Below are 13,585 nucleotides of genomic sequence, written 5' to 3'. Positions count from 1 at the left end.
CTGGTATTTTATTTAAGAACGCTGAAAGCGCCTATTCAACGAAATCAAACCGATGCCGATGTTATCAGCGGGAAACAATTGTTCATGAGCATCGGTTGTGGTAAATGTCATGTTCCCGAATTAAAAACCGGCGATTATTCCATTGCGGCGCTGGCCAATAAAACCTTTCAGCCCTATACCGATCTGTTGTTGCACGATATGGGTCCAGGCTTGAATGATGGCTATACCGAAGGCTCGGCCCTGCCTGCCGAATGGCGCACGCCACCGTTATGGGGATTAGGTCTTTCGAAAAATTCGCAGGGCGGCCAATACTTCTTGCTGCACGACGGGCGGGCTACTACCATTGAAGATGCCATCAAATTGCATGGGGGCGAAGGACAGTCCAGCAATACCAGCTTTCAAAAATTATCAGCCACCGATCAGGCATTGCTGATCAAATTCCTTGAATCATTGTAACCAACTATAAAATGAACCGCAGAGATTTTATTACAAATACGTGCGCTGCCTGTTTGAGCGCTACGGCTGTATCTACGTTATTGTCGTCCTGTTCCACTACCCGTTATACCAGTGGCACCATAGGCAAGGATGGCATTACCGTAAGCGCCGAGGAATTTAAGTTGAATAATAAAGGCAAGAGCGGTTACCGGCCGTTCATCATTGTGCGAAATGAAAGTTTGAAATATCCGATTTATGTATATCGCTTTGGCGAAACCGACTACAGCGCCGTATGGATGCAATGTACCCACCAGGGGGCTGAGTTACAGGCATCCGGCGACCAGCTGCAATGTTCAGCCCATGGCAGTGAGTTCAACAACAAAGGAAAAGTGACCAATGGTCCGGCCGATAAAGACCTGCGCAGCTTTCCCGTTACGGTAAACAACAATGAATTATTTATCGACCTGAGAAAAGTATGAAAAAATATTACTTACTAATAGCGTTGCTGTGTTCTTCTGTGGTCTTGTTTGCCCAGATAGATCCTGCATTATTGCGGAACACCCCGACAGGTCAGGACGGGCTAAAAGATACCGGCGCCCTGAAGATGAATATGGACGCCATTTACAACCGTCCATTCTTACAATTAGGTAAACTGCCTGTTGCCCTCGGCGGATACGTGGAAGCCAATTATCAATACCTGAAAGAAAAGGGCATCAGCGAAGGACATCAGTTCCAGATGCGGCGGATGACGCTGTTTGTTTCCTCTTCTATTTACAAACGCATAAAATTCCTGAGTGAAATTGAGTTTGAAGATGGCACCAAGGAGATCAATATAGAATTTGCCTCTGTTGATTTTGAATTGTCACCCTTGTTGAACTTTCGGGGTGGGGTAGTAATGAATCCCATTGGCGCGTTCAACCAAAATCATGACGGGCCCAAGTGGGAATTTATCGACCGGCCCATTTCCGCTACGCAAATGCTGCCTGCTACCTGGAGCAATGTGGGGTTTGGCATTTTTGGGAAGAAATATGTAAAGGACTGGGTGTATGCCTATGAGGCTTATTTTACCAATGGGTTCGACGATCAGATCATTAACAATGCAGAAGGCAAAACCTTTCTGCCGGCTTCCAAGACCAATGCCGAACGCTTTGAAGAAAGTTTTAATGGCAGTCCGCTGTTCACCGGTAAAGTAGCGGTAAAGAACCGGAAAATAGGGGAGCTGGGATTTTCGTATATGGGCGGCATTTATAATAAGTACCAGGAGGATGGACTGGTGCTTGACAAAAAAAGACCGGTGAATGTGTTTGCCGTTGATTTTAATACCACGCTGCCTTATTCAAAAACCTACATCAATGGCGAATGGGCCTGGGTGCGGGTAGATGTGCCGGATACGTACACGGAACAATATGGCCGCAAACAACAAGGCGGTTTTGTTGATCTGGTGCAACCTGTTATCAGAAAGCCCATGATGGGTTTTGAAAAAGCCGTGCTGAACGTGGCGCTGCGCCTGGAGTATGTCGATTGGAACAAAGGCTCCTTTAAATCGACCGGTGGCAAGATTGCAGACGATGTATTTGCTTTTGTGCCGGCCATCAGCTGGCGGCCGACGCCGCAAACGGTTATCAGGTTGAATTATCGCCATAACACGCAGCACGATATCCTGGGTAATCCACCGTCCAAAATGGCGGGTTTCCAGTTCGGGTTCTCCACCTATTTTTAATTGACGGAGTTGCCCCTATAGATTGTCGCAATACACCCCCGGTAAAACCAGTTTTCAGGCGTAGGTTTGTTCTATCAAATAAAAACAATCTATATGCGACGACTGGTTTTATTTATGCACGTAAGCCTTGATGGTTTTGTTACCGACCCCAACGGCGGCATGAGCTTTATAAAAGTAAATGATGAGATCTTTGACTACGCCGGCGACCGCACCCAGGTAGCCGATATGGCCTTATATGGCCGCGTTACTTATGAAATGATGGATGCCTACTGGCCATCGGCGCCCGATAAACCCAATGCCAGCAAACACGACATCGAGCATGGTACCTGGTACAACAAGGTTGATAAAGTAGTGTTGTCGAAAAGTATGAAAGGACAGCAGAAACCCAATACCATCATCATCAGTGAAGAAGTAGAACACCGGATAAAAGCATTGAAACAGCAGGCAGGCTCAGAGATCATTATCTTCGGCAGCCCCTCCGCTGCTCATTCCCTGATGCAATATGGATTGATCGATGAGTTCTGGTTATTTGTAAACCCTGTGTTGGTGGGTGGTGGCGGCATTCCTTTATTTAACAATACCCAACAAGCCGCTGAATTGAAACTGGTGAAAAGCAAATCGTTTACTAATGGGGTGGTTTGTCTTCATTATGAGAAGGCTAACTAGTGGAAGACCCACCTTAGATCCATTTAGCCAGTTTCCGAAGACTTTCCAGGTTATATACAGGAGCAAACACATCAACATACGGCATTGCCGCCTTCATTCCGGCTACTTCCGGTTTGTAGGCTGCATAGCCGGCCAGCGGGTTTAACCAGATCACCTTTTTGGCCCTGGCGTGAATCCGGTGCATACTTTCTTTCAGCAGATCGATGTGCCCGGTATCCCAGCCATCGCTTAAGATAATGACAATGGTTTTGGAATCTATCAGTTTGTTGCCATAGCTGGTAATGAAGGTGTGCAACGATTCGCCGATGCGGGTGCCGCTGTTCCAGCCTTCGTTTTGCGTACTGAGTAAGTCCAGCGCTTCCTGAAAGTATTTTTGTTTCAGCAAAGGCGTTATACGTTGCAGCGACGTACTGAAAATAAATGTTTCCATCCGGGCGTACACCTGCTGAAAGGCGTACAGAAACTGTAACAGGAAGCTCGAATACAATTCCATTGATTTACTTACATCGCACAGCATTAACAGTTTTACCCGGTTGCGTTTTGGGCGGCGATGCATGATGTCGATCAGTTCGCCACCACGGCGCAGGTTTTTGCGCAAAGTTTGACGCAGATCGGGCAGATCGATCTTGTTCGATAATTCATACCGGCGATTGGCTTTGGCTGCCAGCCGGCGCGATAAACTCCGGATGGCTTTCATCAGCTCAGCCACTTCATTGTCGGGAATGGCGGAAAAGTCTTTTTGCGAAAGTGATGCCTGTATGCTGTAGCTGGCGGTTTCTTCCGTTTCTTTTTTGGGATTGCCTTTTAACCAGGTATTGAGTGATGCAAATTGCGCTTCAGGGGTGGGGGGCTTTTTCTTTTTTGATCCTTCTTTGCTTTTGGTATCTACTAATTTATCGAGTTGCTTCCAGTACTGGCGGAACAGGTTGTCAAAATCATCCAGGTTGGCCTTACTGCGACAGATAATCATTTTCAACAACAGGAAAAATGACTCCTGGCTGGTATAATCAAATTGCTGCAGCGATTGCAATATCAGGGTTTCTTCCTCAATGCCCACGGTAAAGCCGTATTGCCGCAGGTAGCGGGAGAATTGAACGATATTCTGTGATAGGGATGTTAATCTGATAATCATATTGCAAGAAGTAGGAAGTAAGAAGTAAGAAGATAACGAAATTCAAGCTTTTCATACTTCCTGCATCTTACTTCGGATCCTTATTATTCGTTAACTACACTTTAGAAATAATACCTGTCTTTTCCATCAACTCATCTAATGATACCTGCACTTGCCTGGTATCCTGCCACTCTTTCAACACCACGCCCAGCGTTTGTTCAATGATGGTTTTATCGAGGTGATCGATGTGCAGTGCCGACAGGGCCATGGCCCAGTCGAGCGTTTCAGCCAGTCCGGGTGTTTTCTCCAGTTTCATTTTCCGCAATTCCTGCATAAACCGGGTGATCTGTTCGCTAAGCCGGGCATCGATGGCCGGGACTTTATTTTTTACGATCAGCCATTCTTTGTCAAAATCAGGATAATCGATATACAGGTATAAACACCGGCGACGCAGGGCTTCGCTTAATTCGCGGGTACGATTACCGGTTAGGATCACTTGTGGAATATAGGTGGCTTTAATGGTGCCTATTTCCGGGATAGTGATCTGCCAGTCGCTCAGCACTTCGAGTAAAAAGCTTTCAAACTCTTCATCGCTGCGGTCGATTTCGTCGATCAGTAAAACAGGTTTTTGTGTATGGGTGATAGCTTGTAACAGGGGGCGTTTCATCAGGAAGGGTTCGCTGAAGATGGTCCTTTCTTTTTCATCAATTGTGTGGGTGTCGTGTTCGGTCATTTTAAGATGGAGCAGTTGCCGCTGGTAATTCCATTCGTACAGGGCATGAGTTGCATCGAGCCCTTCGTAACATTGCAGCCGGATAAGATCGGTTTGCAGGGCATTGGCCATTACTTTGGCGATCTCTGTTTTGCCCACTCCGGCCGGACCTTCGATCAACAACGGCTTGTTCAATTGCAACGACAGGAACACCGACATGGCAACGGATCGGTCGGTGATGTATCCCTGCTGCTGAAGCATGGATTGAACCTCCGTGAGTTGAATTGTATTTGACATAAAAGTTACAGGTTGCATAAGAACCTAAATTACCCTTTCACTGCCAGCAATGCCTTGCGCAAGTAAACTTTCGCGAGGTGCCTGCGATAGGGTTCAGATGCGTAATTATCGCTCATTACATCAACCTGTTGTAACGCTGCCTGCATGGCTTTTTCAATGGAATCATCATCGATGGGTTTACCGCTTATGATGTGTTCTGCACCCGTATCCCGAAAAGCATGTTCAGCCACACCGGTAAACGCAATATTTGTTCTGCCATCGGCAAAACGCATAACGGCACAGGCGGCCAGCGCAAACCGCGAAGCAGGTTGCGCAAATTTTTGATAGGTGCTTTTGGTGCCTTCAGGTGGCATCGCAATACGAATGGCCGTGATGAGCTCGTTCGGTTCCAGCATGGTTGAAAAAAATCCGGTAAAGAATTCGGAGGCTTTGATATTTCTGCGGCCCTTGGGCCCCTGCATTTCAATAGTAGCATCGGCTGCCAATACCATGGCCGGCCAGTCTGCAGCCGGATCGGCATGCGCAAGACTGCCACCAATAGTACCATGATTACGTACCTGCATATCACCGATCATGGCCGCGCCTTCGGTAAAGAAAGGCAGGTGCGTTCTGATAAGCGGATGATACAGGATATCGGCATGCGTGGCGGCGGCACCGATCACAATTTCACCATCTTCTTCTTTAATATCTTTTAATGCGATGATACCGCCAATATCAACCAGCTTTCCCGGCCGGCTCAACCGCAGCTTCATAGCGGGTATCAAACTATGGCCACCGGCCAGTATTTGGGTATCGTCGTTCGATAAGGCCGCAATAGCCTCGTCTATAGTGCGTACTTTTTGATAGTCAAATGCTACAGGTATCATATACTGCTTGTTTATTAGATTGGTGCAAATCGTGAAACGTCAAACGTGAAACGTGAAAGGGTTCGCGACATTCCAATATTCCCCTCTATTTTCATTTTTCACTCAATCTATTCTTCAATCCCTTTATCAACCCTTTCAACTCTATCAACCTTCAACTTTATCCCACGTGGCTTTTTTCTTCCTCGTCAACTCGTCAACTGGTTAACTGGTCAACTTGTCAACTCGCGCATGGCGCGCCACACCCTCTCCGACGTCAACGGCATCCGAATATCTTTCACCTTATGACCGCCACTCCATAGCGCGTCGATCACGGCATTTACAATGGCAGGGGCGCTGCCAATGGTGCCCGCTTCACCGGCGCCTTTTACGCCTAATGGGTTATGCGGACAAGGCGTTACCTGGCTGGCGGTCTCAAACATCGGCAGGTCATCGGCCCGCGGCATACAATAATCCATATACGAACCATTGGTGAGCTGTCCGTTTTCGTCGTATTCGGCGCCTTCGAACAGGGCCTGACCAATGCCCTGCACCAGGCCACCATGGATCTGTCCTTCCACGATCATGGGGTTTATTACATTGCCCACATCATCAACCGCCACAAAACGCTTCAATGATACTTTACCGGTTTCTTTATCCACTTCTACAACGGCAATATGACACCCGAATGGATAGGTGAAATTGGCAGGATCATAAAAGCTGCTGAAATCAAGACCGGGTTCCAGGTCTTTGGGATATACATGCGGTACATACGCGGTGAGCGCTACCTCGCCAAACCCGATTGATTTATCGGTTCCTTTCACCGTAAACCTGCCCGATGCGAATTCCATATCATCAGCGCTGGCTTCCAGTTTATGTGCGGCTATTTTCTTTCCCTTTTCAATGATCTTATCAATGCTTTTCATAATGGCGCTACCGCCTACGGCCAGGCTGCGCGAGCCATAGGTGCCCATACCGAAAGCCACACTGTCGCTATCGCCATGCACCACTTCCACATCGGTAAGGTTGATGCCTAATTTATCAGCTACTATCTGGGCAAAGGTGGTCTCGTGACCCTGCCCATGCGAGTGGGCGCCGGTAAACACGCTTACCTTGCCAGTGGGTTGAACGCGCACCTGGCCTACTTCAAACAAACCGGCGCGGCAACCCAGGGCGCCCACAATGGCCGAAGGAGCAATGCCACAGGCTTCAATATACGTAGAGAAACCTATGCCTACCAGTTTGCCATTGTGGGCAGCTTCCTGTTGAATACGGCGTACTTCAGGGTAATTAATCATTTCCAACCCTTTTTTCAAAACACCCTCGTAGTTGCCGCTGTCGTATTGCAGCGCTACCTGGGTTTGATAACCGGGTTGTTGTACGCCATCGAATGGTGGAATAAAATTCCTGAATCGAAGGTCGGCCGGGTCAACGTTCATCTCAAGGGCAGCCAGGTCGATCAGGCGTTCCAGTAAGTAGGTAGCCTCCGGACGACCGGCGCCTCGGTAGGCGTCTACCGGGGTGGTATTGGTGAAAACAGCTGTTACATCAACATTTATTTTAGGTGTTGTGTATAAACCTTGCAGCAGGGTGCCATGTAAATAAGTGGGCACGCAACTGCTGAATGTAGATAGGTAAGCGCCGAGGTTGGCAAAGGTCTTTACGCGCAATGCCACAATCTTTCCATCGGCATCAAAACCCATTTCGGCTTTGGTAATATGGTCGCGGCCATGCGCATCGAGCAGAAAGCTTTCACTTCTTTCCGATGTCCATTTTACCGGGCGGCCAATTTTTTTGCTGCACCAGGTAAGCAAGGCTTCTTCGGTATAGTGGAAGATCTTGCTGCCGAAGCCGCCGCCCACATCCGGGCTTACTACCCGTACTTTATGTTCAGGAATGCCGAGTACAAAAGCGCACATCAGCAACCGAACCAGGTGCGGGTTTTGCGAACTGGTGTATAAGGTGTATTTCTCCGTAACAGGATCATACGAACTGTTATAACTGCGGGGCTCGATGGCATTGGGCACCAGCCGCTGGTTCACAAAATCGAGCGAGGTCACATGCGTGGCTTTGTCCATGGCTTCGTTCACTTCCTCAATGGGATTACCCAGCACCCAATCAAAACTTTTATTGTTGGGCACATCGTCGTGCACCAGGGGCGCCTCAGGTTGTACTGCTTTGTAAGCATCCACTACACAAGGCAGATCTTCCATTTCCACTTCCACGGCATCGGCGGCATCGGTTGCCTGGTCTTTGGTTTCTGCAATAACAATGGCGATGGCATCGCCCACATGCCTGGCTTTATCGGCCACCAGTAGGGGATGCTTTGGTTCCTTCATGATATCACCGTTTTTGAAGTTCACCTGCCAGCCGCAGGGAACGCCATTTACGTCAGCCAGGTCGGCGCCGGTATAGATGGCGATCACGCCCGGCATGGCTTTGGCTGCGGTAGTATCAACCCGCAAGATCTTTGCGTGGGCGTACTGGCTTCGTACAAAAACCGCATAGGTTTGATGGGGCAGAACAATATCATCGGTATAATTACCATGGCCGGTAGTGAACCGTTTGTCTTCAACCCGTTTAACAGACCTGCCGATTAATCCGTTAGTACTCATATAATGATGTTGAGTTATCGTGAATGGTGAATGTTCAATGGTTAATGGTGAATCGTGATACGTGAAAGGGTTCCGAAATTTTAAACTCTCCGCCAACTTGTTAACTTGTCAACTCGTCAACCCTATCAACTAGTTAACTTATCAACTTCCTCCACTTCACCCGTCCTCATCTTCTCCGCCGCATACTGAACCGATTTTACTATATTATGGTACCCCGTGCAACGGCAGAAGTTTCCTTCCAGTGCATGGCGAATAGATTCTTCCGTTGGTTGCGGGTTGTGTTGTAACAGGTCGGCCGCCATCATGATCATGCCCGGCGTACAGAAACCGCATTGCAGCCCATGGCATTCATTAAAAGCTTCCTGCAGCGGATGCAGTTCGCCGTTGTGGGACAAGCCTTCAATAGTGGTTATTTCGCAACCATCGGCCTGAACGGCCAGCATGGTGCAGCATTTAGTAGCCTTTCCGTTTACATGGATAGTGCAGGCGCCGCAGCTGCTGGTGTCGCAACCCACATGGGTGCCTGTTAGCCGCAATACATCGCGCAGGTAGCTCACCAATAATAACCGGGGTTCAACAAGATGATTGTATTGTACACCGTTAACGGTAACATTGATCCTGGTGCTCATGTAGTTTCGTTTAGTATATTGAACAATATTTTTCTATGCAGGTTTGTGGTCGATCTCCTTTTCCAGGTTTGAAAAAAATTGTTTGGTGAGCGTATTCGAAACCCCACCCATAACCCGTTGCCCCAGGGAAGCCAGCATGCCGCTTAATTTTACATCTCCATCAAATGAGACCTCTGTATCGCCGGTCTCATCTACCTGCGCCAGGTTGATCTTAATGGCGGCATTGGCATTGCCTATTTTACTGTTTTGTTGTGCCTTAAGGGTAAATGCATTGGGTTCCTGCAGATCGTCGAGCTGCAGGTTTCCAGTGAAGGAGCCACTGACGGGACCCAACTTAATATCGAGTATTGATTTAAAGGTATGATCGCCGGTTTGTTCAAGGCGGGAAATGCCGGGCACTACCCGGGCAAGGGTATCTTTGTTCATCAGGGTCGCCCAAACAATGGGTGGCGCTGCATGCAACACATATTTCCCCGCTAATTGCATATGGCAAAGTTTTTAAGTAAGCAGGGAACGGAATAAAGAGCGTGATGGCAATCGTTACTTTTCTCTATTAAGTTAAGGAAAAAAATGAAGGGAAAATAAAATAAAAAAGGTGGGTCACCCTGAAAGATTGGCCCACCTTTTTGTGAAGTTGCAGGGTGGCTCACCTTTGTAAAGAAGGTGAGCCGCTCTTGGGAGAGCGACCCACCTTACGGATACAACAAATATTTCTTTCGCATTTGTTTATATTGAGACAATTCAGGTTCCCAGGAGTCCTGGATCTGTTTGGCGGTTTTGCCTTCCATGATCTGTTTTTTGAATTCGGAAACGCCGGCCAGGTAATCGATATTGCCGATCTGTTTGCTGATGGAGCGGTCGAAGAAACGGCTTTTATCAGGGAATGCGTTATACAACTCGATCATCCAGTCTAAATTGATCCTTTTGCTTTTGCGGAGCTTTGATACATCGTATTTGCGCAGGTCGATCCCGTAACAAACTTCATTCATATATAACGGCGTTTCGCTCATGCCCGGGATACTCACGGGAGTAAATGAAAAAGGGTATTTGTCTTTTAATACGGGGGCGCCCAGTACGGTGAATGGAAATTGAGTGCCGCGGCCCAGGTTAATGGCCACCCCTTCAAACAAACAGGTGGAGGGATATAACAAAATGCTTTGTTGGGTATTTAAATTGGGCGAAGGTTTTACCGGCAGCACGTATTCCATCTCGTGCTTGTAATGCTGAACGGGAATGATGGTGAGCTTGCAGGTTTTTTTACCCGGCAGCCAGCCTTCGCCATTGATCATTTTGGCAAATTCGCCAATGGTCATACCGTGGGAAATGGGAATGGGAAACTGTCCGATGCCCGATTTATTTTTCATATCCAGAATAGGGCCATCCACCAGATAGCCATTGGGATTGGGCCGGTCGAGGATCAGCAATTCTTTATTGTTATCTGCACAGGCTTCCATTACATCGCGCAGCACATTGATGTAAGTATAAAAACGGCAACCCACATCCTGTACGTCGAAGATCATAATGTCAACATCGGCCAGGTCGGCTTCGGAAGGTTTTCTTTTAGAACCATATAAAGAGATGATGGGAATACCGGTAGCCGAGTCTGTTTCATCGGTTACATGCACCCCGGCGCTGGCCTTGCCCCTGAAACCATGTTCGGGACCAAATGCTTTTACGAATGTAACGCCGCGGTTTATGAGGCTATCTACCAGGTGTTTTTTGCCAATGATGGTAGTGGGGTTGGCCAGAATAGCTACCCGTTTGTTTTTGAGCAGCGGCAGGTATTTTTCAGTTTGATCGGCGCCGGTGATAATGGTGTTGCCGGTTATCTGCTGCCGGTCGCCTGTTCCAGGTTTCACATTTGCCAGCCTGTCACGACTTGCCGGGATTTCACGTTGCACAACTACAGGCTTCATTATTACTGCCAAAAGCAACACCAGTAAGCTATATATCTTCATAAGTAAAAATTAAGTTTCCATCCTTCTTTGCTAAGATAGCTTCTTCAAGGCTTCCGGGCGTTCAGCTCAGTAATTTTTTTGCTTTTTTATGGCTGGCTTTCTTGTTTCTGCCCGGTTGGCCGGTAATATCTTTAAAGGATGGTTTAAGCAATGCAAAAACACGCACACCGATGCAATCTCCGTTTAAATAGCAGTGGGCGCTTGTTACAACGTCCAATTTCATTTTGTTGAAACGTCCGCGGATTGTGAAGACGAAAAGAAGCTTGTTTGATGCAATAGGGGCATTGTTTAAGTACAATGGCTTTATGTCGGAATACAATGGCTGAAAGTCTGATTACAATAAGTGTTGTTTCGATTACCAGGTCGGCTGCTTTGATTACAATGATGCCTGTTTTGTTTATAAGGTCTTTGTTTTTGAAAACAAAGCGCCTTGTTGTTAAAGCAACAAAGGCTGTTTGCATAACAATCTATGTTGTAATGATGATAATAAAGTAAATATTGATTGGCTAAACCTGATTGTTGGAATGCAATGGTCGTTGTTCGGAATGCAGGGCTTATTGCTCAGAAACAATGATCGGTTTTTGAATAGCAAGGGACGTATTGTAAATACAACGGGCATTGTTTCACAAACAGTGACCATGATTGTTGTGTCGGTTTTTCCGGTTTTGAAAACAATATACTTTGTTGTCAGTACAACGTACTTCGGTTGCATTACAATGACGGTTTTTTGAATTACAAAAACATAATTGTAGCAGGCTAAACAAAATTGTATTCGAACAACCCTCATTGTAATCCAGACAAGCTTTATTGTAATTCAGCAAAAAAGTGTTGATGTTGAATTACCAGGTGGTTGTAGCTGATGAAAGGGGTATTGTGCTCAACTAACAGGTTGATGCCGGCATTTTTTACTGATGGATATCAGTTTTTTTCGTGGGTGCGTGATACGCAAAGGGTGTCAATACCCGTCATTTCCCGTCAAAACCCGTCATAACCCGCCATCGGTGAGGTTCGATATTTGGAAATCGCATAGCAGCCACCGTATATTTGTATCGAACAAATGAACAACGATGTATAACCGAACAGATGTGTACTTGCAATTGATAATGTTCATTACCGTTCCCGCTCCACAAAACAACTAGCAGTCTGCAATCGACAACCATTGCAACTGCTCACCGGCAAACCGGTAACATGGATGCGATGGACGCAATGTAACTCCCATTTGTAAAATGTACAATGGATCCAACAACTGCATTCCGGAAAATCGGGATCATTTATAATTCACTTTCATTGGCCAATGGAAAGTGGGTCTGATAAGTAGCGCGTTTTTAAACCAATTTTTTCATTCTTTAAATTAAGATTTATGACAAATAAAGTCAACACTTCTTTCATCAGGCATCGGGATGGTGACCTGGTAAATATCGGCTTTCTTGCAGTGGATAGCATAAAGGACAATACCTTTTTCCCGGAACCCAATCCTACAGTGGCTGAGTTATTGAAGACCACGCAGGAGTATCAGCAATCATTATATGATGCTGCTGGACGGGACCAGAAACTGGTAGCCATTAAAGACGCCAAACGGGCTGTTTTACGCAGCTTGTTGACACAGTTGGCTGAATATGTAAATACAGTCAGTAATGGTGACAAGGCAATGTTGTTAAGCAGTGGTTTTAAACTGGCAAGGGAAAAGGATGGAACCGATGACCTGAAGGCTATTAGTAAACTGGAAGTGCGTACAGATGCGCCAGAACAGGCGACCGTTATTGTCAAAAGGGTACCTGGAGCAAAAGCATACGTGTTCGAGTATACTACCGGGCTGGTTACCAATGAAAGTGTATGGGTAACCAAAACGATCGCCGAACCCTCGTATACATTCAGAGGTCTTCAGTCGGGGGTAAAACACTCGTTTCGCGTGATTGCCGTCGGACGAAGCGAAAAGTCGGTATTGTCGCCCATTGTCTCACGATTTATTCAGTAAACAATTAGCCATGTCCTTCTCACGTGGTCCCGGATCAGCCGGGATCACGTTTTTTTATAGCCGCTATGTCGTAAATTTGAAGGGTGGAAAAGAAACCGATATATACCATTGGGCATGGCAGCCGGAGTGCAGATGATTTTCTTACCCTGTTAAAAGAATATGGTATTGAATACCTCATTGATGCCCGGTCAATACCCTATTCCAAATTTCATCCACAGTTCAGCAAGGATGCATTGAAAACGTTCCTGGAACAAAATGGGGTCAGGTATGTTTTTATGGGAGATGAGATAGGAGGGCGGCCAATCGATGCATCCTGTGAGCAATATTCAAAATTGAAAATATAGACACGGAGGATTAATTGCTGCATTGTTTTAAGAATCACGACGTTCAATATAACCGTCGCACCCGGATATTGGAATGTAAAGGCGCTCGGCAGATTGATTTCTCGCTTATCTATAAAGGGGCCAATGATGAAGTGGGGCCTAACTATACCGGGCAGGATGCGGTGTGTTCGGTGTATGGGATAGAATGACCTTATTAAGCCAATTGTTTTTCTGTTATCATAGCAGTAACAAACTTTTTTTCTTTTTTCCTCAATTCCTCATTAGTAGAAATCTCGTGTAAT

General features: G+C 46.7%; 13 protein-coding genes. 6 read left to right on the top strand and 7 right to left on the bottom strand.

Features of this window, described 5'->3' with window-relative positions; translation table 11 throughout:
• From ACJ751_RS01140 to ACJ751_RS01125, 4 genes are all read left to right on the top strand, one after another.
• Positions 1-456, top strand: a 456-nt coding sequence (locus ACJ751_RS01140; protein WP_407743531.1) for a di-heme oxidoredictase family protein, incomplete at its 5' end; no start/stop codon positions are given.
• 11 nt (positions 457-467) lie between these two features.
• Complete coding sequence (locus ACJ751_RS01135) at positions 468-914, top strand: ubiquinol-cytochrome c reductase iron-sulfur subunit (RefSeq protein ID WP_407743530.1); 447 nt, start codon at positions 468-470, stop codon at positions 912-914.
• On the top strand, positions 911-2,155 hold the full coding sequence (locus ACJ751_RS01130) for a hypothetical protein (RefSeq protein ID WP_407743529.1): 1,245 nt from the start codon (positions 911-913) through the stop codon (positions 2,153-2,155). The genes ACJ751_RS01135 and ACJ751_RS01130 overlap by 4 nt, the downstream gene beginning before the upstream one ends.
• A 93-nt stretch (positions 2,156-2,248) precedes the next feature.
• A complete protein-coding gene (locus ACJ751_RS01125; protein WP_407743528.1) occupies positions 2,249-2,821 on the top strand; it encodes a dihydrofolate reductase family protein in 573 nt (190 codons plus the stop codon).
• 13 nt (positions 2,822-2,834) lie between these two features.
• Here ACJ751_RS01125 and ACJ751_RS01120 read toward each other — a convergent pair whose 3' ends face one another.
• From ACJ751_RS01120 to ACJ751_RS01090, 7 genes are all read right to left on the bottom strand, one after another.
• Positions 2,835-3,953 (bottom strand): vWA domain-containing protein, encoded by a 1,119-nt coding sequence (locus tag ACJ751_RS01120; RefSeq protein WP_407743527.1) that lies wholly within the window; start codon positions 3,951-3,953, stop codon positions 2,835-2,837.
• Positions 3,954-4,047: 94 nt separating this feature from the next.
• A complete protein-coding gene (locus tag ACJ751_RS01115; RefSeq protein WP_407743526.1) occupies positions 4,048-4,941 on the bottom strand; it encodes an AAA family ATPase in 894 nt (297 codons plus the stop codon).
• Between the two features lie 29 nt (positions 4,942-4,970).
• Positions 4,971-5,807, bottom strand: a complete 837-nt coding sequence (locus ACJ751_RS01110; RefSeq protein WP_407743525.1) for an FAD binding domain-containing protein — start codon at positions 5,805-5,807, stop codon at positions 4,971-4,973.
• 209 nt (positions 5,808-6,016) lie between these two features.
• Positions 6,017-8,398, bottom strand: coding sequence for a xanthine dehydrogenase family protein molybdopterin-binding subunit (locus tag ACJ751_RS01105; RefSeq protein ID WP_407743524.1), 2,382 nt, complete (start codon positions 8,396-8,398; stop codon positions 6,017-6,019).
• Positions 8,399-8,523: 125 nt separating this feature from the next.
• A complete protein-coding gene (locus ACJ751_RS01100; protein ID WP_407743523.1) occupies positions 8,524-9,027 on the bottom strand; it encodes a (2Fe-2S)-binding protein in 504 nt (167 codons plus the stop codon).
• Between the two features lie 33 nt (positions 9,028-9,060).
• Positions 9,061-9,513: a CoxG family protein gene (locus tag ACJ751_RS01095; RefSeq protein WP_407743522.1), complete on the bottom strand. Its 453-nt coding sequence runs from the start codon at positions 9,511-9,513 to the stop codon at positions 9,061-9,063.
• Positions 9,514-9,719: 206 nt separating this feature from the next.
• Positions 9,720-10,985, bottom strand: coding sequence for an exo-beta-N-acetylmuramidase NamZ domain-containing protein (locus ACJ751_RS01090; protein WP_407743521.1), 1,266 nt, complete (start codon positions 10,983-10,985; stop codon positions 9,720-9,722).
• Between the two features lie 1,360 nt (positions 10,986-12,345).
• On the opposite strand from ACJ751_RS01090, the gene ACJ751_RS01085 reads away from it, so the two are divergent.
• Positions 12,346-12,960: a fibronectin type III domain-containing protein gene (locus ACJ751_RS01085; RefSeq protein ID WP_407743520.1), complete on the top strand. Its 615-nt coding sequence runs from the start codon at positions 12,346-12,348 to the stop codon at positions 12,958-12,960.
• A gap of 83 nt (positions 12,961-13,043) precedes the next feature.
• Entirely contained in the window at positions 13,044-13,304 is a 261-nt protein-coding gene (locus ACJ751_RS01080; protein ID WP_407743519.1) for a DUF488 family protein, read from the top strand.
• Positions 13,305-13,585: the final 281 nt, after the last annotated feature.

The organism is Niastella sp. (genome assembly GCF_045805085.1).
Taxonomy (GTDB): Bacteria; Bacteroidota; Bacteroidia; order Chitinophagales; family Chitinophagaceae; genus Niastella.
Note: the sequence above shows the minus strand (reverse complement) of the source record. Positions and strands in the feature narration are given on the sequence as shown.